The following is a 24,010-nucleotide window of genomic DNA, read 5'->3' as shown; positions in this document are numbered from 1 at the left end:
GCCACCCGGACGCACAGCACGGCGCTGACGCCGTCCAGCAGCAGCACCGCACCACCCCGTCGCCTCCCCCGGCCGCTCCCACGGAGCCCGGCCTCCCCTCCGACAGGAGTCCCATGACGACCGCACCGGCCCAGCCAGGGGCCACCGTCTCCCCCACCAAGCCGAAGGCCGTCGTCCGCATCGGCGACCGGGTGTTCTCGACCGCCTCGGTGGTCGCGGGCAGCCTGATCCTCTTCGTGCTCGTGCTCGTCGCCGCGTTCCTCGTGTGGCAGAGCATCCCCGCCTTCACGGCGAAGGTCGGCGAGCTGCCGAACAACGCCACGAGCTTCTGGGACTACGTCGGTCCGCTCGTCTTCGGCACCGTCTACTCGGCGCTGATCGCGCTCGTCATCGCCGTGCCGCTCTCGCTCGGCATCGCCCTCTTCATCTCGCACTACGCGCCCCGCCGCATCGCGCCGCTGCTCGGCTACGTCATCGACCTGCTGGCCGCGGTGCCGTCGGTCGTCTACGGCCTCTGGGGCATCGTGGTGCTCGCGCCGCTGCTCAAGCCCTTCTACGGCTTCCTCAACGAGTACCTCGGTTGGTTCCCGCTGTTCTCCGGTCAGGTCTCCGGCACGGGTCGCACGATCCTGACGGCGTCGATCGTCCTCGCGGTGATGGCCATCCCGATCATGACCGCGGTCATGCGCGAGATCTTCCTGCAGGCACCGACCCTCAACGAGGAGGCTGCGCTCGCGCTCGGCGCGACGCGCTGGGAGATGATCCGTCTGTCGGTCCTGCCGTTCGCGAAGTCCGGCATCGTCTCCGCGATCATGCTCGGCCTCGGTCGTGCCCTCGGTGAGACGATGGCGATCGCCCTCGTGCTGTCGGTCTCGACGAACGTCACCTTCCAGATGCTGACGTCGCTCAACCCCTCGACGATCGCGGCGAACATCGCCCTGCAGTTCGCCGAGGCGTCGGGTACGGCCCTCAATGCGCTCGTCGCGTCGGGTCTGATCCTCTTCGTCATCACCCTGGTCATCAACATGCTGGCGCGCTACATCGTGCGCAAGCGGGTCGCCTGAGAGGTCACGCCCGATGTCCCTCGCCCTCCGTCAGACCGGCATGGCCGGCAACGTCTACGCCAACGGCAAGCTGCACAAGTCCGTGCCGTGGCTCCTCCTCGTCGGCTCCTGGGTCGCCCTGATCGCGGTCTTCGCCCTGCTGAACGCGGGCGGCGCCGTGAAGGACTTCAACGTCGTCGCGGCCCTGTTCCTCGGCACCGTCCTGTTCGACGTCCTCATCGTCGTCGTGTCCCGGATCGTGGAGGGCGGCCGCAAGGCCGTCGACCGCCTCATCACCTCACTGGTCGTCACCGCGTTCGTCATCGCCGTCCTGCCGCTGGTGTCGCTGCTCTGGACCGTCATCGCGGACGGCGTCGCCCGGTTCGACGCGACGTACTTCAGCTCCTCGATGCGGGGGGTCATCTCCGAGGGCGGCGGCGCCCTGCACGCCCTGATCGGCACGCTCGAGATCACGCTGTTCGCGGCGCTCATCTCGGTGCCGATCGGCCTGCTCACCTCGATCTACCTGGTCGAGTACGGCAAGGGCGCGCTGGCCAAGGGCATCACGTTCTTCGTCGACGTCATGACCGGCATCCCGTCCATCGTCGCCGGTCTCTTCGCCTACTCGCTGTTCGCGCTCTTCCTCGGCCCGGGCGCCCGCTTCGGTCTGGTCGGCTCGATCGCGCTGAGCGTGCTCATGATCCCGGTGGTCGTCCGCTCCACCGAGGAGGTCCTGAAGATCGTCCCGATGGAGCTCCGCGAGGCCTCCTACGCCCTGGGCGTGCCGAAGTACCTGACGATCCTCAAGGTCGTGCTGCCGACGAGCCTCGCGGGCATCACGACGGGTGTCATGCTCTCGATCGCCCGTGTCATCGGAGAGACCGCCCCGCTGCTCGTCACCGCCGGCTTCACCGCGAGCATGAACTACGACCTGTTCAAGAACCCGATGATGACCCTGCCGGTCTTCGCCTACACGCAGTACTCGCAGCAGGGCGCCAACCCGGTGCCGTTCGTCGACCGGGCCTGGACCGCGGCCCTCGTGCTCATCCTCATCGTGATGCTGCTCAACCTGCTGGCCCGCTTCATCACCCGCCTGTTCGCCCCCAAGCTCCCCCGCTAGCGCGGCAGCGACGCCGGCGACGGCGTCCCGCACCTGCCCAGCGCTCACAACGGCAACGACCACCCACCCCGAAGGAAACCACGTGTCCAAGCGCATCGAGGTCGACGGCCTCAACGTCTACTACTCGAAGTTCAAGGCCGTCGAGGGCGTCGACATGACGATCGAGCCCCGCACCGTCACCGCCTTCATCGGCCCGTCGGGTTGCGGCAAGTCCACCTTCCTCCGCACGCTCAACCGCATGCACGAGGTCATCCCCGGCGCCTACGTCGAGGGCTCCGTGAAGATCGACGGCGACGACCTGTACGGCCAGGGCGTCGACCCGGTGCTCGTCCGCCGCCAGGTCGGGATGGTGTTCCAGCGTCCGAACCCGTTCCCGACGATGTCGATCCGCGACAACGTCCTGGCGGGCGTCAAGCTCAACAACAAGCGCGTCTCGAAGTCCGAGGCCGACGACATCGTCGAGCGCTCGCTGCAGGGTGCGAACCTGTGGAACGAGGTCAAGGACCGCCTCGAGAAGCCCGGCATGGGCCTGTCCGGCGGGCAGCAGCAGCGTCTCTGCATCGCCCGTGCGATCGCGGTGCAGCCGGACGTGCTGCTCATGGACGAGCCCTGCTCGGCGCTCGACCCGATCTCGACCCTCGCCATCGAGGACCTGATCGAGGAGCTCAAGAAGGACTTCACGATCGTGATCGTCACGCACAACATGCAGCAGGCGTCGCGCGTCAGCGACAAGACCGCGTTCTTCAACATCGCGGGCACCGGTGCGCCGGGCAAGCTCATCGAGTTCGACGACACCGCCACGATCTTCTCGAACCCGTCCGTCCAGGCCACCGAGGACTACGTCTCGGGTCGCTTCGGGTGATCGGCCGCCGGTCCGTTTCCTGACGGACGGCCTGGAGGCCCGGTGCACGTCCGCCACGGACGTCGCCGGGCCTCCGTCGTCCGCCCGGCACGCCCGCACGCCCGCCTCGCACGCCCCACGCGCGCACGCCCGTCCGCCCGCCCGCCCGCACGCCCGTCCGCACGCCCAACCGCCCGCCTTCGGTGGAGCAGAAAACGTCGAGTCAGCTACCCCGACCCGACGTTTCCTGCTCCACGAACGGGGAGCGGACGGCAGACCGAGTGCGGGAAGCCGGGCTGGCGCCCGCGCGGCGAGCGCCGACACACCCTCCAACCGGCACCTTCGGTGGAGCAGAAGACGTCGAGTCGCCAAGCCCGACCCGACGCTTTCTGCTCCACGAATGGGGCGGGCGGGCGGGCGGGCGCGGGGCGGGCGGGCGCGGGGCGAGTGGGCGCGGGGCGAGCGAACGCGGGGCGCGCAGGCGCTGGCGGGGGCGCGGGACGAGCGAACGCGGGGAGGGCGGGACGGGCGAGGGCGGGGCGGGCGACGACGGAACGACGGACGGCGGGCAACGGATCGCTCCGCTGCCCGCCGTCCGTGTGGGGGAACTAGGCCTGGGTGGTCGGGACCGCCATGAGCGGCGTCGAGGTCGGCTGCTCCGACCCGCCCTCGGGCTCGACCGTCATGCCGATGGCGTCACCCTCGCTCAACTCCCCGTCGAGGACCGCCGTGTGCACGCCGTTGCGCGCACCGTCGACCAGCCCGGCCGGGACGATCTTGCCGCCCTCGGAGCCGATGTACCAGAGCTCGTAGGTCTTGCCCTCCGGTGCCTGCTGCACGCCGTCGAGGATCACCGCGGACTTGCCGACGTCGTGGGACCAGACCACCGTGGCCGATCCACCGCCCTGGACCTTCGCGGTCGTGCGCTGGAAGTCGGACGCGGCGTAGATCGAGTCGAGCGCACCCGAGGCCTGCGTGGTGCCCGGGCCGGTGCCCTCGGACTGACCGAAGTTCGTGCCCACGCCGAGTCCGACGCCGAGGAACACCACCGCGACCGCAGCTGCGGCGGACAGTGCAGCTGCCGGACGCTGGAACCAGCGGCGGCGAGCGGTCTCGGCGGCCCGACCCCGGGCGGGAGCGGAGGACGAGGCGGACGCGGGCGTCGAGGCGGCGGTGCGCGGAGCCTCCAGGCCGACGACCGGCGCGGGAGCAGCTGGCGCCGACTCGGACCCAGGCGCCGAGGACGCCGGAACCGATGCGACCGGCGCCGCCTGCGGCGTCCGTGCGATCTGGGCCAGCAGCGACGACTTCATCGACGCCGGCGGCTCGATCGGTTCGACGGCGTAGGCCAGCTGCAGCGCGGTCTCGCGGAGCGAGTCCGTCTCGGCCTGCAGCGCCGGCGACGTCGTCAGGGCGTGCTCGAGCAGCGCGCGCTCGTCGTCCGACAGGGCGTCCAGGGCGTGCGACCCGGTGAGCAGGGCAGGGTCGTCGTGGCGTTCGGTCATGACGTCACCCCCATCTCGTCTCGGAGTCGGATCATCCCGTCACGGAGACGGGTCTTGACGGTGCCGATCGGGACACCGAGCCGTTCGGCCATCTCGCTGTGCGAGTAGCCGCCGTAGTACGCGAGCTGCACCGCCTGGCGCTGGAACTCGGTGAGCCTGCCGAGCGCCCGGCTGACGCGTTCGTGTTCGATCCGGATCTCGACCGACTCGGAGACCTGGTCGAAACCGGCCTCGAGGTCGCGGATGCCGATCTTGGTGTCCCGGTCGTGCGACGCCTGCGAGGCCCGGATCCGGTCCACCGCCCGGCGGTGGGCCATGGTGAGCACCCAGCTCGCGGCGGTGCCGCGCGAGCGGTCGAAGCGGGTGGCCTGCTGCCACACCTCGAGGAAGACCTCCTGCGTGACCTCCTCGGACTGGGCGCGGTCCTTCAGGAGCCGCGTCACGAGCCCGAGCACACGGCCGGAGAGGGCGTCGTACAGTTCGGCGAAGGCGGACTGGTCGCCGGTGGCGACGCGCGCCAACAGGTCGTCGGGCGACACGGGTGCCGGCTCGGAGCTCCAGGCCTCGGTGTCACGTTCCACGATCGCAAGCATTGCAGGTTTCCCCCCTCTCGGTGGCATCAGGGCCGACATGTGCGTGCACTTCGCAGGTCGGGGCGGGCGGTGTGGATCCTCGCGGCGGGTTCGTGGGCGAGGGCCGCGCGACCCGCAGGGAATTGACCGGTGGGTACCGGACCGGGTCACGCGGGCCCTCACTGTGACGTCCGCGAGGAGCGTCACACCCTCTGTTCGGCACCGACGCACGAGCGGATTGGGAAGGAGTCTCGACTTCCCCTGGGGGCACGCTCCGGACGTGTCCGTGGCACGCCCGGGCGCGGGTCGTGTCCACCGAGAGTGAACACGGTCGCTCGCACAGCACGTGTCTCGTAGACTCGTACGAGCCGGGCCGCAGCAAGCCCCGGGCTCCAAAATTCGCCGCTTCGAGCGGCCTCGCGCCGAGAGGCGCTTCTGCGGCCCGGTCTTCTCGTACCCGGGCGGGGTCCTCCGTGTCGCCGGGTTGCTCCGCAACGCCGGCGAGGGTGGCACTCGGTCGTCCCTGCGCGGCTGCCGCACGGCGTCGTCCGCGCGGGTGCCGCACGGCGTCGTCTGCGCGGGTGCTGGGCCGGCCGGGAGGCGCGGTGGCGGTCCGCCCCGCCGCTCGCCTAGTCCAGGCTGTCGCGACGCCAGAGCGCCGCCGCCTCGGTCAGGTCGGCCGCCAGTTCCGTGAGCCGCAGTGCCCGTCGCGTCAGCTCGCTCGCGCGCTCCCCCGCCGTCAGGTCCGCGTCGTCCGCCACCGAGGTGGCACCCGCAGCGGTCAGTCGGCAGAACGCCGCCCCGCGGTCGAGCGCCACCGCGAGGTCACCCGTGTACAGGCCGTGCAGGATGTTGTCCGCCAGCGCCAGGATCTCCGCCGGACCCGTCGGCTGCTCGGCACCGGCCACGGCCTCGTCGATCGTGCCGATGCGTTCCGTGCCGCGCTCGAAGAAGTACGACACCTCTTCCGGGTTCTGCCGGATGACGACCCGCACGAGGTAGATGCGCCAGAGGGCGCCAGGGAGCGTGTGCGCCCCCACGCGCGCCCACAGCTCGGCGATCGCGTCGATGCCGTGCACGTCCGTGTAGGTCACCAGGCGTTCGACGACCGCCGGGTCCGGGTCCTGCCGCACCCGGTGCAGGAGCGCGTTCGCCGTCTCGTGCGCGACGCGGTTCACCAGGGCCGGGTCGTCGCCGCCCTGGATCGCGGCGAACTCCTGGTCGGTGAAGTGGACGGGACGGTGGTGATCGCGAGGCACCCGGCGAGTGTAGACGCGGCCTCCGACGCGCGCGGCCCCCGTTCGCCGTGAACGCAACCGGGTGCTCCGGCGTACCGTGACCCGGCAGGGAGGCACCCCTCCCGGACGTCCGAAAGAGGAGACTCCATGAACGCCCTGCTCGTCATCCTGGCCGTGATCGCGGTCATCCTGCTGTTCGTCGGTGGTTTCACCGCGAGCCTGAAGTTCCTGCTGTGGGTGGGCATCGTGCTGCTCGTCATCGCGGTGATCGCATGGCTCCTGCGTACCCTGACCGGGCGTCGCAGCTGACCGACCGCACTGGTTCTCGTCTGGAGGCCCTCACCCGCTAGCCTTGCGGGTGAGGGCCTCTAGCTCAGTTGGTAGAGCACCGGACTTTTAATCCGAGGGTCGTGGGTTCGAGCCCCACGGGGCCCACAGCCTCCTCACCGCGTGTCCGTCCCGTACCCCGCCGGGCGCGCACCCTGCAGAACCTCGGCGGGGTCTCTCGTACCATCCATGGGGTGACCCGACGAACGAAGCACGACTGGACGAACGCCCCGCGTTCGGCTCCGGTCGACCGCGGTCGTCGTCGGCGTCGCCCGCTCCTGCCGACCATCGCGCTCAGCGCCATGGCCGTCGGCGTCGCCGGACTGATGGCCCTGCTCCCCACCGTCGCGGATGCGTGCACCGACGTCCCGGAGGCCGTCACCGTGCAACCCGAGCGGGTCCGCGCCGCGATCGCTCCCGGCTCCGACGTCCTGATCGTCGGTGACTCGTACACGCGGGGCAGCGGGTCGTACGACGGCCTGCACGGCTGGGCGCAGGACATCACGAGCGGCCTCCGGTGGGACGCCACGATCGACGGCGTCGGCGGGTCCGGCTACGTCTCCGGCGCTGCGGCTCGTGCGTCGTCCTTCACCTTCGGAGCGCGACTGCACGGACACCGCTTCCTCGACCCCGACCTCGTGCTCGTCCAGGGCAGCCAGAACGACTGGGTGCAGGGCGCCACCCAGGACGTCCTGCAGCGCACGGTCGAACGGACCCTCCGTGAGGCACGGCAGCAGTGGCCCGACGCGGTCGTGGTCGCCATCGGCCCCTCGGCACCGCGGCCTCGGGCCGAAGCCACCACGGACATCGCGGCGGCCGTCGCCGCGGGAGCACGCTCCGCAGGCGTCCCCTACGTCGACCCGCTCGCCGGGCAGTGGTTCACCGACGCCAACAGCCCCTCGTTCGCCACCCCGGACGGGCAGCACCTGAACGACGCCGGGTACGCGTACCTCGCCGATCGCATCACCGGCGCACTCCGGGCACTCGCCACGCCCACACCTGACGAGCAGTGCCACTGACACCAGAACCGGGGTACATGCCCGGTTCAGGATGTTCATGGTGCGCCCTTTGCACAGTCCAGGTCCTGTTCAGCGGTTTGCCGGTCCTGCGCCGATAGTGTCGTTCCCGGATCCGATCAACGGGTCCAGCAACAACGCACCATTGCAGAACGAACGGGGTACACCGTGACCGAGCCCATCGACGCCACGCAGGCCAGCACCACCGGTGATGCGCGCCGCATCGTCGAGCTCGCCGCAGCGACGAACACCACGATGAGCAACCAGCTCCTCCTCGACACCCTGCGGCGCAACGCGCAGGTCACCACGCGGCACATCCGCACCGACTTCGTCGAGGTCGCGACCGCCACCACCGTCCTCGGCTACGTGTGCCGGCAGCGCAAGGAGTACGTCGCCCTCCGCGGCGACGACCCGGCCTGGGCGCAGGAGGTCGGGCGCTACGGCACCGAGGCCCTGGCGGTCGAGGCCCTGCGCATGCGGCGCGCCTGACGGGTCGGTTCCGGACCTGACGGGTCCATCCCGGACCTGACGGATCGGTTCCGGTCCTGACGGGTCGGTTCCGGTCCTGACGGGTCGGTTCCGGACCTGACGGGTCGGTTCCGGACCTGACGGGTCGGTTCCGGACCTGACGGGTCCGTTCCGCATCTGACGGGTCGATTCCGCACCTGACGGGTCCGTTCCGCACCTGACGGGTCCGTTCCGCACCCGACGGGTCCGTTCCGCACCTGACGGGTCGGTTCCGGGCTTGATGGACCGGCCCCGTCCGCACGGGCGGAAGGCGCTACGGGACCGACGAAGGACGGAGGACGCCGCCCCGAGGGTGGAGCCCTCCGTTCACGTCCGGGGGTCGTCACGGGCAGTGCCATCAGGCCCGGTGCGCGGCCCGCACCGCGCGGAAGACCGCGAACCCGACGATCAGCACTCCGAGCAGCACCGACCCGTCGACTCCCAGCGCCGGCTCGGTGACGCAGGTGCTCCGCGCCGGGTCGACCGCGTCGTGACAGGTCGTCGAGGTCGTGAGTACCCAGAACAGCACGAAGGCCACGGTGCCGACTGCCACGACGATCCACCCCACCACCTGTACGCGCATGCCTGATGCTACGGCGGCAGGACGACCCCTTGTCGGCTCCGCCCAGCACGGTCCGGTCACGATCCTCCGGCCACGCTCCGCCGGCCAGGGACACCCGCACGCTCTCCCCGTGACGCGACGCCGGCGCCGCGGTCGTCACGACCAGACGCGGCGGATGCCCCAGGTGCCCGTCCACGACTCGTCCGGCTCGAGCCAGCGGAGCCCCTCGCCGGAGTTCAGGGCGTTCGCCGGCGCGGTCATCGGCTCGACCGCGACCGCGAGCCCGGTGCCGTCGCCGCGGGGGAACTCCCGGGAGGTGAACACCTGCACGTACGGGAACGACTCGTCCTGCCAGAGCTCGACGCCGTCGCCCTCCGGCCCGTGCAACGTCGTGCGCCGCACCCCCTCGGCATCGGGCGTCACGTCACGGTACGCGGTGTCGAGGTCGGCGTCACCGGCGCGCTGACCGGAGCGCAGGTCGTAGGGCGTGCCCTCGACGGACACCGTGCCGTCCGGGATCTTGTGCTCGTCGACCGTGAACGCGGTGGCGGCATCGAGGGTGACGACGAGGTCCTCGGCGGGGGTGTCGCCCGCACGCAGGTACGGGTGCGCCCCGACGGCGAACGGGGCACGGACGCCCGAGCGGTTCACGATCGTGTGCGTCACGCGGATGCCGTCGTCGACGAGCTCGTGGTGCACCCGCGTCTCGAGGGTGAAGGGCCAGCCGTGCTGCGGGTGGATCGTCGCCTGCTGCTCGACCGCGGACTCGGACTGCGCCACCACGCGGTAGGGCGAGAAGCGGAGCAGTCCGTGCGAGGCGTTCCCGTACTTGGGCTCGGAGACGTCCAGCTGCTGTCGCTTCCCGTCCAGCTCCCAGGCGGCGCCGGCGACGCGGTTCGGCCACGGCACGAGCACGATGCCGTCGGCACCGGGCGGCAGCGACGTGACGGGGAACGGTTCGGTGAGGTCGAAGCCGGCGACCCGGAGCTCCCGGATCCCCGCGGCGACCTCGGTGACGACGGCCTCGACGACCCCGTCGGGTCCGGCGTGACGGAGGTGGTACTGCCCTCCGGTGGGTGCTGCTGCGGTCATGGCTGCGACTTCCTTCCGTCTGGTGCTGCACGGCCGTCCTCGTCCGCCACGACCACCTCGACGCCGGCCGCCCGGATCAGGGCGACCGCGTCCGCCGTGGCACCGGCGGTGACGACGACGTCGATGTCCTCGAGCGGGCGGACGACGCCGAGGTGGGCTCGACCGAACTTCGAGCCGTCCGCCACCACGACCGTACGCCCGGCGGTGGCGGCGAGCATCCGCTTCGCCTCGGTCTCGGGCAGGTTGACGTTGGTCAGCCCGTGCTCGACGTCGAGACCGGTCCCGCTGATGAAGGCCACGTCGGCGGCGATCGCGGGCAGCACGGCACCCATGAACGGCGCGACGAGCGAGTGCTGGAGCGGCCGGAGCGTGCCACCGGTCACGACGACGGTGAACCGTGGGACGGCCGGTTCGAGCGCGAGCGCGGTCGTGAGCGAGTTCGTGACGACGGTCACGTCGGTCAGGTCCTCGCGCGCCACCAGGGCCGAGGCCACGGCGGCCGGCGTGGTGCCGACGTCGAGGACGACGCACTGCCCGGGACGGACGAGGTCGGCGGCGGCCCGGCCGATCGCGGCCTTGGCCACCTGGTGCTCGACCGCGGTCTCCTCGAGCGGCCGTTCGCCGGAACCGGCCCCGAGGCGGACCGCGCCGCCGCGCACCCGCCGGATCCGGGCCTCCTGTCCGAGCACCGTGAGGTCCTGTCGGACCGTCACCTCGCTCGTTCCCAGCGCGGCGGCGAGCGCAGCGGTGCGGACGAGTCCCGGGGCGCCCTCGACGATGGAGACGATGCGGTCCTGCCGCAGCGGCGCGGGCAGCGACCCGGCGAGGAAGAGGTCATCGTCGCGCATCCACGCAGTTTCGCGTACTTGCGGAGGCTTTCGCAACGCTTCGAGGAGGCGCTAGGCTCGTCCGGTGATCACCAAGCGCGTGACGACGCTCGCCGACGGCCGCGAGCTCATCTACTTCGACGACGCCGACACGCAGCTGCCCGCTGAGCGCAGCATCGACCAGCGCGTCCTCGACCCCCGGCCGGAGACGGCACGGATGCGGCAGGACGTCCTGACCGGCGAGTGGGTGTCCATCGCGTCCTCCCGGCAGAACCGCGTGTTCCTGCCGCCCGCCGACCAGGACCCGCTCGCACCGCAGACCGCGGCGAACCCGTCCGAGATCCCGAGCCGCTACGACGTCGCGGTCTTCGAGAACCGGTCGCCCTCGTTCGGTCCGCTGCTCGAGGCGGACGACGCCCCGGAGTCCCTCGACTCGCTGTCCGACGTCGGTCTGAACCGCCAGCTCCGCTCCGTCGGCCGCTGCGAGGTGGTGTGCTTCTCCCCCGAGACAAGCGGTTCGTTCGCGTCGATCAGCGAGTCACGGGCCCGCACCGTGGTCGAGGCGTGGGCCGACCGCACCGCGGCACTGTCGGCGCTGCCGGGCATCCAGCAGGTGTTCCCGTTCGAGAACCGCGGCGAGGCGATCGGCGTCACGCTGCACCACCCGCACGGGCAGATCTACTCGTACCCGTACGTCACGCCCCGCACGCAGCGACTGCTCGCCTCGATCGAGCGTTTCGGACCGGACCTGTTCGAGCAGCACCTCGCGAACGAGCGGGCCTCGGAGCGTGTCGTCCTGCAGGGCGAGCACTTCACGGCCTTCGTGCCGTTCGCCGCGCGCTGGCCGATCGAGATCCACATGCTGCCGCACCGCCACGTGCCGGACTTCGCGGGGCTGACCGACGCCGAGAAGGACGAGCTCGCGCACATGCACCTGCGCCTCACCCGCGGGCTCGACGCACTCTACGACAGCCCGACGCCGTACATCGCGGCGTGGCACCAGGCGCCGGTGCACACCGCGCGCGACACCGTGCGGCTCATGCTGCAGATCACGTCCCCGCGTCGTGCGGCGGACAAGCTCAAGTTCCTGGCCGGCAGCGAGGCCGCCATGGGCGCCTGGATCGGGGACCTCGTGCCCGAGAAGGCGGCCGAGTTCATCCGAGGAGGGATCGAACGCGCATGACGTTCCAGCAGGTCTACGGGTACGAGCCCACGGTGCAGTACTCCGCGCCGGGGCGGGTCAACCTGATCGGGGAGCACACCGACTACAACGACGGGTACGTCCTGCCCTTCGCCATCGACCGTCGCACGGTCGCCTCGATCGGGCAGCGGGAGGACCGGCTGATCCGGGTCGCCTCGGCGTTCGAGCCGGACGCCGTGCACGAGCTCTCCCTCGACGAACTCGACCCGTCGCGCATGCAGGGCTGGTCCGCCTACGTCTTCGGCATCGCCTGGGCGCTGCGCGAGCAGGCCGGCGCGGACCTGTCCGACAAGACCGGGTTCGACGTGTTCATCGACTCGGACGTCCCGGTCGGTGCGGGACTGTCCTCGAGCGCCGCGATCGAGTGCGGCGTCGCGCTGGCGTTCACCGACCTGTGGGAGCTCGGCCTCGACCGCAAGGCCCTCGCCCGCGTCGGGCAGTACTCCGAGAACCACGCCGTCGGCGCCCCGACCGGGATCATGGACCAGTCCGCGTCACTCCTCGGCGAGCAGGACGCGGTCGTCTTCCTCGACTGCCGCACGCTCGACACCGCCGTGGTCGACCTCGCGCTCGAGGCGAACGGCCTCGAGGTCCTGGTCATCGACACCCGCGTCGAGCACGCCCACGCCACCGGCGGGTACAAGGCCCGTCGTGATTCGTGCGAACGCGGAGCCGCGGCGATGGGTGTCGAGGCGCTGCGCGACCTGTCGGTCGACGACCTGCCCCGCGCGCAGGAGCTGCTCGACGACGAGACCTTCCGCCGTGTCCGGCACGTGGTGACCGAGGACCAGCGGGTCCTCGACACCGTCCGGACGCTGCGTGAGCAGGGGCCGCGGGCGATCGGCGACCTGCTGGTCGCGTCGCACGCGTCGATGCGCGACGACTTCGAGATCTCCGTGCCGGAGCTCGACCTGGCGGTCGAGACGGCGATGGCGCACGGCGCCGTCGGCGCGCGCATGACGGGTGGCGGCTTCGGTGGTGCGGCGATCGCGCTGGTCGACCGGGAGGCCCGTGGTGCGATCGCGGACGCCGTCACGTCCGCCTTCGCGTCCGCCGGGTACCGCGAACCCACCGTGTTCACGGTGCACGCCGCGCAGGGCGCCCGGCGCGACTGACCCGGGGGGGCGCCGCGCGAGGCTCGGCTCGGCGGACACGTTCGCGTCGCGCGGCACGCGAACCCGTCCGCCAGCGCGAGACTCGGTGAGCGGCTCGCCGCCCGTCCGGGCCGCCGGGACGGTCAGCGCGTCATGTGCCCCACGGTGACGGTCACGCCGCCCCACGGGAAGCCGTGCGGCTCGAGGACCTGCCGGTTCAGCTGGTCCACGACGACGTCGCTCTGCCACACCGAGTAGACCAGCGTCCCGACGAGGACCACCACGATGACCCCGGCGTACGCCGCCCACCGAACGACCTCACCGGACGCCGGGCGTCCGATCCGGGCCAGCGTCGGCGGCACGACGATCCCGGCGACGACGACGAGCAGCAGCGCCGCGAGTGCCGCGGGCGCGGTGTGCGCCTGCACGTCCACGGTCGGGGGCGCGGTCGCCACCCGGTGCCCGGCGGTGTCGATCCAGCGGTTGTCCGCGTCGACCCCGCCGTACTCGATCGACGCACTCCACATCGTGTTCCCCGCGCTCAGGACCGCGACGGCCCCGATCAGCGCGAGCCCCGACGCGCGTGGGCGCAATCGGCGCCCCTCGGGCGCCATCACCGGAGCGGTCAGGACTGCCGTTGTCTCCCCCATGGGGTGACCGTAGCACCGCGGGAGGCGCATGGCGGGGGTGATCCGCGCCTCCCGTCAGCAGCCGCACGCCGAGACCCGGCTGAGCGGACAGATTCGTTCCCCGGGAGCACGGAACTGTCCGCATGGCCGAGTCTCGGCCGGCCGGGCCGCTAGCGCAGGTGGCGCTCCGCGGCCTCGACCACGTTCTTCATGAGCATCGCCCGGGTCATCGGCCCGACGCCGCCCGGCGTCGGCGACAGGAACCCTGCGACCGACGCGACCGACGGGTCGACGTCGCCACGGAGCTTCGCCTTGCCGGTCGACTCGTCGACGATCCGGCTGATGCCCACGTCGATGACCGCCGCACCGGGCTTGATCCAGTCCGGCTGCACGAGCCCGGCGACCCCGGCCGCGGCGACGACGATGTCGGCGCGACGGCACTCGGCTGCGACGTCCTCGGTGAGGGAGTGCGTGAGGGTGGCGGTGGCCTCGAGGCGGGTGAGGAGCAGACCGAGCGGACGACCGACCGTCAGGCCCTGCCCGATGATCGTGACGTGCTGGCCGCGGATCGGGACGTCGTACGCCTCGAGCATCGCGACGATGCCGCGCGGGGTGCACGGCAACGGTGCGTCGATCGTGCCGGCACCACCGGGCACGGCGAGCACGAGCTCGCCGAGGTTCGTCGGGTGCAGCCCGTCGGCGTCCTTCGCCGGGTTCATCAGCTCGAGCATCGGGATCGGGTCGATGCCCTGCGGCAGCGGTAGCTGCACGATGAACGCGGTGACCCGGGGGTCGTCGTTCATCTGCAGGATCGCCGCACGGATGTCCGCTGCACTGGCCGTCTCCGGCAGGTCGATGCGGACCGAGTCGAGCCCGATCTGCGCCGAGTCCTTGTGCTTGCCGGCGACGTAGGACACCGAGCCCGGGTTCTGCCCGACCATGATCGTGCCGAGACCCGGCCGGAAGCCGTGGTCGTGCAGCCGGTCGATGCGGACCTTCAGGTCGTCGAGCGTGCGGGCGGCGAGGGCGGTGCCGTCGATGCGGACGGCACTGCCCTCCCCCGCCCAGAGCGCTCGCGGCAGGTCAGCCACGGCGGCGCTCACGCGTAGAGCGGGAACGCGTCGGTCAGGGCCTTCACCCGGGCCGAGAGCGCCTCGATGTCCGGCTCCGGCATGAGGGTCAGCGCGATGATGTCCGCCACCTCGGTGAACTCAGCGTCGCCGAAGCCACGGGTCGCGAGCGCCGAGGTGCCGATGCGGACACCCGAGGTGACCATCGGCGGGCGCGGGTCGAACGGCACGGAGTTGCGGTTCACGGTGATGCCGACCTCGTGCAGCAGGTCCTCGGCCTGCTTGCCGTCCACCTCGGACTCGCGCAGGTCGACGAGCACCAGGTGCACGTCGGTACCACCGGTGAGGACGTCGATGCCCGCAGCCTTGGCGTCGTCCTGCGTCAGCCGCTCAGCGAGCGCCTTCGCGCCGCGGAGCGTGCGCTCCTGGCGGTCCTTGAACTCCGGCTGACCGGCGAGCAGGAACGCGGTGGCCTTCGCGGCGATGACGTGCATGAGCGGACCGCCCTGCTGGCCCGGGAACACCGCGGAGTTCAGCTTCTTGAAGAGCGACTCCTCGTTGGACAGGATGATGCCCGAGCGGGGACCGGCGAGCGTCTTGTGCACCGTCGACGACACGACGTGGGCGTGCGGCAGGGGCGACGGGTGCAGGCCCGCGGCGACGAGGCCGGCGAAGTGCGCCATGTCGACCCAGAGCGTCGCGCCGACCTCGTCCGCGATCTCGCGGAACTTCGCGAAGTCGAGCTGACGCGGGTACGCCGACCAGCCGGCGATCAGGACCTTCGGCTGGTGCTCGATCGCCTTCGCGCGGATGTCGTCGTAGTCGACCTCGAACGTCTCCGGGTCGACGCCGTACGACACGGCGTTGTAGATGCGGCCGGAGAAGTTGAGCTTCATGCCGTGGGTCAGGTGACCGCCGTGGGCGAGCTCGAGGCCGAGGATCGTGTCGCCGGCGGAGGCGATGGCGTGCAGGACCGCGGCGTTCGCGCTGGCGCCGGAGTGCGGCTGGACGTTCGCGTACGCGGCACCGAACAGGGCCTTCGCCCGGTCGATCGCGAGCTGCTCGGCGACGTCGACGAACTCGCAGCCGCCGTAGTACCGCTTGCCCGGGTAGCCCTCGGCGTACTTGTTGGTCAGGACGGAGCCCTGCGACTCGAGGACGGCACGCGGGACGAAGTTCTCGGACGCGATCATCTCGAGGGTGTCGCGCTGGCGGCCGAGCTCCTGCTCGAGGACCTTCGCGATCTCGGGGTCGACCTCGCTGAGCGGGGCGTTGAACGTGGTCTGCGTCGCAGCGGGGGGCAGATCGGTGATGGACACGGGACTCCTCGTTGTCTGTCCGTCGTGCTCGGCACGACGAGGTGGACGGGTGGGCGCGGCCCAGGCGTACGGCCGCGCTCCGTGTCAGGTGTCGCTCCCCGATGGTGACCCATCCAACGCCAGTCGCGACCCCTCGATCGTACCGAGCGGGCACGTTCGTGTCACCCTTGGGGACATGCACCCGAGCATCCCCGTCGACGCATGACGGCCGACGCATGACACTGACCAGCCCCGACGTCGAGGAGCGCACCGACCTCGCCGCCCGGTTCGACGTCCCGTGGGTCACCGTGGTCTGGGACGACCCGGTGAACCTGATGTCGTACGTCACCTACGTCTTCCAGAGCTACTTCGGCTTCTCGCACGCCCGCGCCGAGCGGCTCATGCGCCAGGTGCACGACGACGGCCGGGCGATCGTCGCGACGGGTGCCCGCGAGGCGATGGAGCGCCACGTCGAGGCGATGCACGGCTACGGCCTGCAGGCCACCGTCGACCGCGCGGCGGGACCGGACGCGTGATCCCGTTCGCACGACGGCAGGACGGCGTGCACCTCGCGATGTCCGAGGGCGAGCGCGCCGTCCTCGCGTCGCTCACCGAGCAGCTGCAGCAGGTGCTCGGCGGCGACCTGTCCTCGGACCCCGTCGCTGCGCGCATGTTCCCGGACGCGTACCCGTCGGACACCGAGGCGAGCGACGAGTTCCGCCGCTGGACGCAGGCGGACCTGCTCACGCAGAAGACCGCGAATGCCGACCTCGTGCACGACTGGCTCACCGGAGCGCGGGACGGCGCCATGACCCCGCAGGACGAGCAGGCCTGGCTGCGGTGCCTCACCGACCTGCGGCTGACGATCGCGGAACGGCTCGGCATCACCGATGCTGCGACGGAGGAGGCGTCGTACGCCGGGGACGCCGGCCTCGGCCTGCGGGACGTCTACGACTGGATCGGGTACGTGCAGGAACACCTGGTCACGACCCTCACCCCCACGGACTGACGGCACGGCCGGGAGGCACGGCGCGCGTCCGCCCCGTCGGCCCCGGCCCGTCAGCTGCTCACGGTGGCCGCGCGCCCGGTCCGCCCGCCACGCCGGGGCACCACCGGCGGGCGGTGTCACCCGATCAGAAGGCGGCCTTGCAAGGCGCCCTGCTGAGTCGTACTGTTCCACCGTGGAACCGATCGACACGCTCGCGGACGACCTGCTGACCCTGCACGGTCGCATCCGGCGCACGCTGCTCGCCGGGAAGGCCGACGAGGTCACCGCGTCCCAGACCGCCGCGCTCGGTCGACTCCTGCGCCACGGCGAGAGCACCGTCGCCGACCTCGCGCGTGCCGAGGGTGTCCGCCCGCAGTCGATGGGCGCGACCGTGCAGGCGCTCGTCGACCTCGGGCTCGTCGAGCGTCGACCCGACCCGGCGGACGGTCGCCGCACCCTCGTCCGGGCCACGGAGTCGGGTTCCCGGGCCCGCGCCGACGCGTGGACCACCCGGTCCCGCGTGCTCACGGACCGCCTGGCCGCCCTGCCCGAGGGCGACCGCGCCACGGTCGCCCGTGCCCTCGCGATCCTCCTGCCGCTCACCGACGACTGAACCGGGAGAAGCCCACCACGTCCACCTCGACCCCTCCCGTCCCGACCACCACCGACACCAGCGGCGGCGCCAGCGGCTTCGGCCCGAAGCTCCTCGTCCCCGTCCTGGTCGGGCCGCTGCTCAACCCGATCAACACGACGATGGTGTCCGTCGCCCTCGCGCCGATCTCGCGCGACCTCGGCATCGGTGCGTCGCAGGCGATCTGGCTCGTCGCCGCGCTCTACCTGGCGAGCGCGGTCGCGCAGCCGACGATGGGCAAGCTCGCCGACCGGTTCGGCCCGAAGAAGGTGTTCCTCACCGGACTCGTGATCGTCGGTGTCGCCGGGGTCGTGCCCGAGGTGCTGACCGGCTTCGGTGGCGCGGTCGCCGCGCGGGTGCTGATCGGGATCGGGACCTCGTCGGCGTACCCGGCGGCCCTCACCACGCTCCGCCAGCACTCCGCCCGGATCGGGAAGCCGACCCCGCCGCTCGTGCTCGGGGCGCTGTCGATCACCTCGCTCGTGTCCGCCGCGGCCGGACCGCCCCTCGGCGGGGCGCTCATCGCGGCGTTCGGGTGGCACGCGATCTTCCTCGTCAACGTCCCGCTCGCCGTGTTCGGCATCGTCGTCGCCGCGATGTGGCTGCCGTCCGACCGGCTCCGGCCCCGCGACGCCGAGCAGTTCCCGGTCCGGACCGCGCTCGACCCGCTCGGCATGGTGCTCATGACCGGCGCGGTCGCGGCGCTCCTGGTCTTCCTGCTCGACCTCGGCGCCGGGCTCTGGTGGCTGCTCGCGGTCGCCGTGGTGCTGCTCGTGGCGCTCGTGCTCTGGGAGCTGCGTGCGACGAAGCCCTTCGTCGACGTCCGGCTGCTCGTCCACAACGGCGCGCTGTCCCGTACCTACGCCAGGCTGTTCCTGACCTACCTGCTCGCGTACACGATGACCTACGGGTTCTCGCAGTGGGTGCAGGACGTCGCGGGCTACCCGAGCGACGTCGCCGGGTACCTCCAGTTGCCGGCGGCCGTCGTCGCCGGGGTGGTGTCGTTCCTGGTCGCACGTCGGACCGCGGTCCGTCGGCCGCTCGTCGTCGCAGCGCTGGTGCCCCTGGTCGGCGCCGGGCTCCTGCTCCTGCTGCACGCCGGGTCGCCGCTCGTGCTGCTGCTCGTCGTGCCGGCGCTGTTCGGGGTGCCGCAGGCCCTGGCGTCGGTGTCGAACCAGGCAGCGCTCTACGAGGTGGTGCCCTCGGAGTACATCGGCACCGCGGCCGGACTGTCGCGCACGAGCATCTACATCGGCGCGATCGCAGCGTCCTCGTTGATCGGCGGGGTGTTCGGCCAGGCCCCGACCACACCGGACCTGCACGTGCTCGCGTGGGTGATGCTCGGCGTCGGCGTGCTGCTCAGCGTGCTGACGCTCGCGGACCGGGCGCTGGCGCGGGCGGACCGGCGCTGACGCGAGCCGACGAGCGCTGACGGGCTGCCCACCCACGCGGGCCGCACGCCGGGCGCACCACGGGCCTCCCGGCCAGAGCGCCCCGGTACCCTGGTCTCCGTGACCGACCCGACCCCCACGCACTGGACCCTCACGCTCGTCTGCGACGACCAGCCCGGGATCGTGCACGCCGTTTCCGGAGCCGTCGTGGCGGCCAACGGCAACATCACCGAGTCGCAGCAGTTCTCGAGTGCCGACACGAACTCGTTCTTCATGCGCCTGCAGGTCATGGCGCCGGTCGACCGTGAGGCCTTCGAGCAGGCCCTCGCGCCCGTCGTCGAGCGCTACGGCATGCGCGTCCAGCTCGACGTGGTCGGACGTCCGATGCGGACCCTGGTGCTCGTGTCGAAGGCGGGGCACTGCCTGAACGACCTGCTGTACCGCCAGCGCGGTGGGCAGCTGCCGATCGAGGTCCCGCTCGTCCTCTCGAACCACGCCGACCTGTCCGGCCTCGCGTCGTTCTACTCGGTGCCGTTCGAGCACCGACCGGTCTCCGACCCCGCATCGAAGCAGGCGATGGAGCAGCGGATACTCGAGGCGGTCGAGGAGCACGACATCGAGCTCGTCGTCCTCGCCCGGTACATGCAGATCCTGTCGCCCGAGCTGTGCGCCGCGCTCGAGGGCCGTGCCGTCAACATCCACCACTCGTTCCTGCCCGGCTTCAAGGGAGCGAACCCCTACCGGCAGGCGCACGCGCGCGGCGTGAAGCTCATCGGTGCGACGGCGCACTTCGTCACGAGCGACCTCGACGAGGGGCCGATCATCGAGCAGAACGTCGTCCGGGTCGACCACACGAAGGACCCCTCCGAGCTCGTCTCCATCGGGCAGGACGAGGAGTCCCGCACGCTCACGCAGGCGGTGCGCTGGATCGCCGAGGACCGCGTGCTCCTCGACGGCGCCCGCACGATCATCTTCAAGTAGGCACCCGTGACGAACGCACCGCAGAGCCCGGTCGACTGGGGCGAGGTCCCACCGCCCACCGACCCGGCCGCACCCCGTCGTCGCGTCTCCGCGTGGACCGTGCTGCGCGCGGTCGTGTGCGCCTTCGGACTCTTCTCGCTGGCGTTCTGGGGCTACTGGTCGTGGATCCTGCCGTGGCCCGGGTACCTGTTCGCGGTCGGGGCGCCGCTGTTCGCGGCCGTCGTCTGGTTCCTCTTCCGTTCCCCGCGCTCACCGATCGAGACCGACGTCGTCGGCAAGGTCGTCGTCGAGACCGCGTTGGTCATCGCAGCCGGCGCGGCGTGGCTGTCGATCGGCCGCCCGGTGGTGGGCCTCGTGTTCGTCCTGGTCGCGGCACTGTCCGGGGTGGTCGCGTTCCGGCGGGAGACGGCGTGAGCTCCGGTCTGGAGGCGCGGCGAACGCTGGTGCGCGCCGCTCGCGTCGTCGACGCGGGCGGTGTGGTCGAGGACGGCTGGGTCCTGCTCTCCGGCGACGTGATCGAGGCGGTCGGGTCCGGCACCGACCTGCCCGCCGCGGCTGCGGACGCCGAGGTCGTCGACCTCGGCGACGCCGTCCTGACGCCCGGCTTCGTCGACCTGCACGGGCACGGTGGTGGCGGTGCCGCCTACGAGGACGACGCCTTCGACGCCGCCCTCGCGGTCCACCGGGCGCACGGCACGACCCGCTCGGTCCTGTCCCTCGTCGCGAACCCGCTGCCGTCGCTCGCCGCGTCGCTCGACCGGATCCGCACCGTCGCCGCGGCCGACCCGCTCGTCCTCGGCGCGCACCTCGAGGGCCCGTTCCTCTCCCCCGACAACAGGGGTGCGCACAACGCCGCACACCTGGTCGATCCGTCGCCGGTCGCAGTGGACGCCCTGCTCGACGCGGGTGCCGGAGTCCTGCGGCAGGTCACCATCGCGCCCGAGCTGCCGGGAGCGCTCGACGCCGTCCGTCGCTTCGTCGATGCCGGGGTCTCGGTCGCCGTCGGCCACACCGTCTGCTCGTACGACGAGGCCCGGGCGGCCTTCGACGCCGGCGCCACCCTGCTCACCCACGCGTGCAACGCGATGCCGGGCCTGCACCACCGGACGCCGGGTCCGATCGCCGCGGCACTCGAGGACGACCGCGTGACGCTCGAGCTCATCCTGGACGGTGTGCACGTGCACCCCGCCGTCGCCCGCGTACTGCTCCGCGCGGCACCAGGGCGCGTCGCACTGATCACCGACGCGATGGCCGCGGCCGGGTCGCCCGACGGCTCCTACGCGCTCGGATCGCTCGCGGTGGACGTGGTCGACGGCGTCGCGCGGGTCGCCGGGACGGACACGATCGCGGGATCGACGCTGACGCAGGACGCGGCACTGCGGCTCGCCGTCTCGGCCGCCGGGGCCACGCTGCCCGAGGCGGTCGCGGCGCTGACGAGCACACCGGCCACGGCGCTGGGGCTCGGGGACCGTCTGGGTCGGATCGCGCCCGGGTACGCAGCGGACCTCGTGGCGCTCTCCCCCGCGCTCGAGGTGCAGCGCGTGTGGGGTGGTCGCGTCCCGCTGCGTTGAGCAGCGCCGGTGCCGCCCCCGCATCGCAGTCGTACGCCACCATCGCCGAGTCGACCGAACAGGACAGCGCAGGTGGGCGCTGACGGCGTCGTACGCCGTGGCGCCGCCACCGGCCCGACCTCGAGCAGCAGCAGACCGTTCACCCGTCGACGAACCGTGATGGTAACATACTGCAATGCAGAATGCCCGCGGAGTCCGCGTCGACCCCGGACCTGCGCAGTACGGACAGCACTTCCGCCCCGACATCCAAGGACTCCGTGGGATCGCCGTGCTGCTCGTCGTCAGCTACCACGCTTTCGGTGTGCCCCAGGGCGGCTTCGTCGGTGTGGACACGTTCTTCGTGATCTCGGGCTTCCTCATCACGGGCATCCTGGCGCGGGAGGTCGAGCGGGACGGGCGGCTCTCGATCGCGCGGTTCTACGTCCGCCGTGCTCGGCGCATCCTGCCGGCCGCCCTCGTGGTCATCGCTGTCACCCTGGCAGCCGCGTTCATCGTGTGGTTCCCCGCCCGCTCCTGGTCCGTCGCCGCTGATGCACTCGCGTCGTCGACGTTCGTCGAGAACTGGCACCTCATCGGCGTCGACACCGTCTACCTGAACGCGACCGAGCCGTCCAGTCCGCTCCAGCACTTCTGGTCATTGGCCGTCGAGGAGCAGTTCTACGCCCTCTGGCCCCTGATGATGGTCCTCGGAGCTGCCCCGCTGGCCCGACGCCTGCTCGGTCGCCGCGCCGTCCTGGTCCTCGCCGTCTCGCTGACCGCGCTGTCGATGGTGATCGCGGCAGTCGAGACCCTGGTGTCCCCGGGCACGGTGTACTTCGACTCGGTGTCCCGAGCATGGGAACTCGGCGTCGGCGCGCTCGTGGCGCTCGCCGCGCCCGTGACCCGCAGGTGGGACCCCCGGGTGGTGCGCACGGTCTTCACGGTCGGGCTCGTCGTCATCGTGGGATCGGCGTTCGGCACCCCTCCGGACACGGCGTTCCCGTGGCCGCTGGCGATCCTCCCCGTGTCCGGCGCGGCTGCGGTGATGGCGGCCGGCGGACGCGCCGGCCGCGTGACCGTCCTCCTGTCGAACCGCCCGCTCCGGTGGCTCGGCGGGATCTCGTACTCGCTCTACCTCTGGCACGTACCAGCTCTGGTCATCGTCGGGTCGTTGGTCAGGGCTTCCTGGGGCGGCGCACTGGCGGTCGTGGTCTCGGTCGTAGCCGCGATGCTCTCCGAGCGCTGCATCGAGCGACCGTTCCGCCACCCGTCTCCTGGACGGGAGGGGCGCCGAGGCTCCGGGCCACGGCTCCGTCGAGCGACCGATGTCTCGATCGGGGTCGTCATGGTCACGATGCTGGTCCTGCTCGGCGGTGGCCAACTGCGCGGACCTGAGGTGTTCCGCTCGGGCAGCGCGCTCGCCAGCGCGCTCGGTCGGCAGCCCTCCGCCCCGCTGCCCGGACCGGTGGACGTGCTCTCGCCAGCCGACCTGCAGGCTGCGCTCGACACCAGCACGATCGAGCTCCCCACATTGGTGCGCACGGATGAACTCATGGCCCTCGCCCGGAGCGAGTCGCTCGCCCCCGCACTGCTCGCGGGGGGCTGCCGGAACGGTCTGCGCGACGCCGACATCGAGAGACCGCGCACGTGTTCGTGGGGCGCCGCAGAGTCTGAGAACACGGCCGTCGTGGTCGGCGACTCGATCGCGTTGAGCTGGACGCCGGCGATCCGCGCGGCCCTCGGGCGGGGATGGCGCGTCGAGGCGATGGGGTTCGCGTCGTGCCCTGTCGGTCGGTTCGAGAGCGGACCGGCCACGGGCCAACCGCGATTCGCGCAGCAGTGCCACAAGGCCCAGGAGCGGATGCTCGAGTACGTGAGGACGATCCACCCGCAACTCGTCCTGACGTCCAGTGCAGACGGGTACCTCGGAACGCTGCGAGCCGATGACGGTGCGACGCGCGACGAGACCTGGGAACGGTCCGTGCACGACACGCTCGAAGTACTGGCGGGGGCTGCTGAACGCACCGTCCTGCTGCAGGGCACACCGACGGTGACGTCACCCTCCGCCTGCGCGACTCGTCTCACCGGCTTCCGGGACTGCGGAGACCCGGCCTCGGACGTCCACGTTCGCAAGGACGGTGTCGAGCGTCGAGCCGTAGCGGCACTCGCTGGAGCTGGTGCGGCGGTCAGCTACGTCCCGACGGATCAGTGGCTCCGCAACCGAGACGGGCTGTTCCCGCCGGTCATCGACGGCACCCTCGTGCGGCCCGATGGATCGCACCTCACGGGAACGATGTCGGCCCGCCTGGGCGAGGTGCTCGCGGAGGCGCTCCGCACGTGACGGGTTGCGCCAGCGTCGCAGGGTCTGGGGCCCGGGCAGCCAGACGACCTACGCGGTCGAGGGACCGCCGCACTGGTCACTCCCGCCGTGCCGGACCCACGTGAAGTGGACGTCCCGCTCGACGAGCACCCGGTCGTCCGCGCGGAGGACCGCCACGCGGCCACGAGCATCGGTCCCCGGAGTCGT

At 71.7% G+C, this 24,010-nt stretch carries 25 protein-coding genes, 1 tRNA gene and 1 riboswitch; of the genes, 17 read left to right on the top strand and 9 right to left on the bottom strand.

Annotated elements, in window-relative coordinates; genetic code table 11:
* Nucleotides 1–113 precede the first annotated feature (113 nt).
* From pstC to pstB, 3 genes are all read left to right on the top strand, one after another.
* Nucleotides 114–1,064 carry a phosphate ABC transporter permease subunit PstC gene (gene pstC / locus QUG93_RS09240; RefSeq protein WP_289473611.1) on the top strand — a complete coding sequence of 317 codons (951 nt, stop codon included), beginning with the start codon at nucleotides 114–116 and terminating at the stop codon, nucleotides 1,062–1,064.
* A 13-nt stretch (nucleotides 1,065–1,077) separates the two neighbouring features.
* Nucleotides 1,078–2,163 (top strand): phosphate ABC transporter permease PstA, encoded by a 1,086-nt coding sequence (pstA, locus tag QUG93_RS09235; protein WP_289473610.1) that lies wholly within the window; start codon nucleotides 1,078–1,080, stop codon nucleotides 2,161–2,163.
* An 82-nt stretch (nucleotides 2,164–2,245) separates the two neighbouring features.
* Nucleotides 2,246–3,025: a phosphate ABC transporter ATP-binding protein PstB gene (pstB, locus tag QUG93_RS09230; protein WP_111228243.1), complete on the top strand. Its 780-nt coding sequence runs from the start codon at nucleotides 2,246–2,248 to the stop codon at nucleotides 3,023–3,025.
* 587 nt (nucleotides 3,026–3,612) lie between these two features.
* Here the strand turns inward: pstB and QUG93_RS09225 are convergent.
* From QUG93_RS09225 to QUG93_RS09215, 3 genes are all read right to left on the bottom strand, one after another.
* Nucleotides 3,613–4,509, bottom strand: a complete 897-nt coding sequence (locus tag QUG93_RS09225; protein ID WP_289473609.1) for an anti-sigma factor — start codon at nucleotides 4,507–4,509, stop codon at nucleotides 3,613–3,615.
* Nucleotides 4,506–5,102, bottom strand: a complete 597-nt coding sequence (sigK, locus tag QUG93_RS09220; protein ID WP_289473608.1) for an ECF RNA polymerase sigma factor SigK — start codon at nucleotides 5,100–5,102, stop codon at nucleotides 4,506–4,508. Before sigK ends, QUG93_RS09225 begins: the two co-directional genes overlap by 4 nt.
* A gap of 608 nt (nucleotides 5,103–5,710) precedes the next feature.
* On the bottom strand, nucleotides 5,711–6,340 hold the full coding sequence (locus QUG93_RS09215) for a DNA-directed RNA polymerase subunit beta (RefSeq protein ID WP_289473607.1): 630 nt from the start codon (nucleotides 6,338–6,340) through the stop codon (nucleotides 5,711–5,713).
* Nucleotides 6,341–6,466: 126 nt separating this feature from the next.
* Here QUG93_RS09215 and QUG93_RS09210 point away from each other — a divergent pair, with 126 nt between their 5' ends.
* From QUG93_RS09210 to QUG93_RS09195, 4 genes are all read left to right on the top strand, one after another.
* A complete protein-coding gene (locus QUG93_RS09210) occupies nucleotides 6,467–6,628 on the top strand; it encodes a hypothetical protein (protein WP_289473606.1) in 162 nt (53 codons plus the stop codon).
* Nucleotides 6,629–6,681: 53 nt separating this feature from the next.
* Nucleotides 6,682–6,754: transfer RNA gene (locus tag QUG93_RS09205), tRNA-Lys, on the top strand.
* An 86-nt stretch (nucleotides 6,755–6,840) separates the two neighbouring features.
* A complete protein-coding gene (locus QUG93_RS09200) occupies nucleotides 6,841–7,665 on the top strand; it encodes an SGNH/GDSL hydrolase family protein (RefSeq protein ID WP_289473605.1) in 825 nt (274 codons plus the stop codon).
* A 165-nt stretch (nucleotides 7,666–7,830) separates the two neighbouring features.
* Nucleotides 7,831–8,151: a hypothetical protein gene (locus QUG93_RS09195; RefSeq protein WP_289473604.1), complete on the top strand. Its 321-nt coding sequence runs from the start codon at nucleotides 7,831–7,833 to the stop codon at nucleotides 8,149–8,151.
* A gap of 376 nt (nucleotides 8,152–8,527) precedes the next feature.
* Here the strand turns inward: QUG93_RS09195 and QUG93_RS09190 are convergent, their stop codons facing one another.
* The 3 genes from QUG93_RS09190 to QUG93_RS09180 all read right to left on the bottom strand — a co-directional run bounded on the left by QUG93_RS09190 (nucleotide 8,528) and on the right by QUG93_RS09180 (nucleotide 10,671).
* Entirely contained in the window at nucleotides 8,528–8,752 is a 225-nt protein-coding gene (locus QUG93_RS09190; protein ID WP_289473603.1) for a hypothetical protein, read from the bottom strand.
* Between the two features lie 135 nt (nucleotides 8,753–8,887).
* The gene (locus QUG93_RS09185) at nucleotides 8,888–9,823 is read right to left on the bottom strand and encodes an aldose 1-epimerase family protein (RefSeq protein WP_289473602.1); all 936 of its coding nucleotides are present in this window, start codon (nucleotides 9,821–9,823) and stop codon (nucleotides 8,888–8,890) included.
* A complete protein-coding gene (locus tag QUG93_RS09180; protein WP_289473601.1) occupies nucleotides 9,820–10,671 on the bottom strand; it encodes a DeoR/GlpR family DNA-binding transcription regulator in 852 nt (283 codons plus the stop codon). Before QUG93_RS09180 ends, QUG93_RS09185 begins: the two co-directional genes overlap by 4 nt.
* Before the next feature lie 64 nt (nucleotides 10,672–10,735).
* Between QUG93_RS09180 and galT the strand changes: the two genes are divergently transcribed.
* Nucleotides 10,736–11,833, top strand: a complete 1,098-nt coding sequence (gene galT, locus QUG93_RS09175) for a galactose-1-phosphate uridylyltransferase (protein WP_289473600.1) — start codon at nucleotides 10,736–10,738, stop codon at nucleotides 11,831–11,833.
* Nucleotides 11,830–12,966, top strand: a complete 1,137-nt coding sequence (gene galK, locus QUG93_RS09170) for a galactokinase (protein ID WP_289473599.1) — start codon at nucleotides 11,830–11,832, stop codon at nucleotides 12,964–12,966. Before galT ends, galK begins: the two co-directional genes overlap by 4 nt.
* A gap of 122 nt (nucleotides 12,967–13,088) precedes the next feature.
* Here the strand turns inward: galK and QUG93_RS09165 are convergent, their stop codons facing one another.
* From QUG93_RS09165 to glyA, 3 genes are all read right to left on the bottom strand, one after another.
* Nucleotides 13,089–13,595: a hypothetical protein gene (locus QUG93_RS09165; protein WP_289473598.1), complete on the bottom strand. Its 507-nt coding sequence runs from the start codon at nucleotides 13,593–13,595 to the stop codon at nucleotides 13,089–13,091.
* A 149-nt stretch (nucleotides 13,596–13,744) separates the two neighbouring features.
* Entirely contained in the window at nucleotides 13,745–14,656 is a 912-nt protein-coding gene (locus tag QUG93_RS09160) for a tetrahydrofolate dehydrogenase/cyclohydrolase catalytic domain-containing protein (RefSeq protein ID WP_434533097.1), read from the bottom strand.
* A gap of 17 nt (nucleotides 14,657–14,673) precedes the next feature.
* Nucleotides 14,674–15,957, bottom strand: a complete 1,284-nt coding sequence (glyA, locus tag QUG93_RS09155) for a serine hydroxymethyltransferase (protein ID WP_289473673.1) — start codon at nucleotides 15,955–15,957, stop codon at nucleotides 14,674–14,676.
* A gap of 57 nt (nucleotides 15,958–16,014) precedes the next feature.
* Nucleotides 16,015–16,100, bottom strand: a riboswitch (ZMP/ZTP riboswitch).
* Between the two features lie 78 nt (nucleotides 16,101–16,178).
* On the opposite strand from glyA, the gene clpS reads away from it, so the two are divergent.
* The 8 genes from clpS to QUG93_RS09115 all read left to right on the top strand — a co-directional run bounded on the left by clpS (nucleotide 16,179) and on the right by QUG93_RS09115 (nucleotide 23,824).
* Nucleotides 16,179–16,478, top strand: coding sequence for an ATP-dependent Clp protease adapter ClpS (clpS, locus tag QUG93_RS09150; protein WP_058728592.1), 300 nt, complete (start codon nucleotides 16,179–16,181; stop codon nucleotides 16,476–16,478).
* Nucleotides 16,475–16,951: a DUF2017 family protein gene (locus QUG93_RS09145; protein ID WP_289473596.1), complete on the top strand. Its 477-nt coding sequence runs from the start codon at nucleotides 16,475–16,477 to the stop codon at nucleotides 16,949–16,951. The genes clpS and QUG93_RS09145 overlap by 4 nt, the downstream gene beginning before the upstream one ends.
* A gap of 172 nt (nucleotides 16,952–17,123) precedes the next feature.
* Nucleotides 17,124–17,543: a MarR family winged helix-turn-helix transcriptional regulator gene (locus QUG93_RS09140; protein WP_289473595.1), complete on the top strand. Its 420-nt coding sequence runs from the start codon at nucleotides 17,124–17,126 to the stop codon at nucleotides 17,541–17,543.
* Complete coding sequence (locus QUG93_RS09135; RefSeq protein ID WP_289473594.1) at nucleotides 17,432–18,973, top strand: MFS transporter; 1,542 nt, start codon at nucleotides 17,432–17,434, stop codon at nucleotides 18,971–18,973. The genes QUG93_RS09140 and QUG93_RS09135 overlap by 112 nt, the downstream gene beginning before the upstream one ends.
* Nucleotides 18,974–19,072: 99 nt before the next feature.
* Nucleotides 19,073–19,933: a formyltetrahydrofolate deformylase gene (gene purU / locus QUG93_RS09130; RefSeq protein WP_289473593.1), complete on the top strand. Its 861-nt coding sequence runs from the start codon at nucleotides 19,073–19,075 to the stop codon at nucleotides 19,931–19,933.
* Nucleotides 19,934–19,939: 6 nt separating this feature from the next.
* On the top strand, nucleotides 19,940–20,347 hold the full coding sequence (locus QUG93_RS09125; RefSeq protein WP_289473592.1) for a YrdB family protein: 408 nt from the start codon (nucleotides 19,940–19,942) through the stop codon (nucleotides 20,345–20,347).
* Complete coding sequence (gene nagA / locus QUG93_RS09120) at nucleotides 20,344–21,504, top strand: N-acetylglucosamine-6-phosphate deacetylase (protein ID WP_289473591.1); 1,161 nt, start codon at nucleotides 20,344–20,346, stop codon at nucleotides 21,502–21,504. The genes QUG93_RS09125 and nagA overlap by 4 nt, the downstream gene beginning before the upstream one ends.
* A gap of 175 nt (nucleotides 21,505–21,679) precedes the next feature.
* The gene (locus tag QUG93_RS09115; protein WP_289473590.1) at nucleotides 21,680–23,824 is read left to right on the top strand and encodes an acyltransferase family protein; all 2,145 of its coding nucleotides are present in this window, start codon (nucleotides 21,680–21,682) and stop codon (nucleotides 23,822–23,824) included.
* Nucleotides 23,825–24,010 lie beyond the last annotated feature (186 nt).

It is taken from the genome of Curtobacterium caseinilyticum (assembly GCF_030363035.1).
Classification (GTDB): Bacteria; Actinomycetota; Actinomycetes; order Actinomycetales; family Microbacteriaceae; genus Curtobacterium; species Curtobacterium caseinilyticum.
The sequence above is the reverse complement of the archived record's forward strand: the minus strand, read 5'-3'. Positions and strand labels throughout refer to the sequence as shown.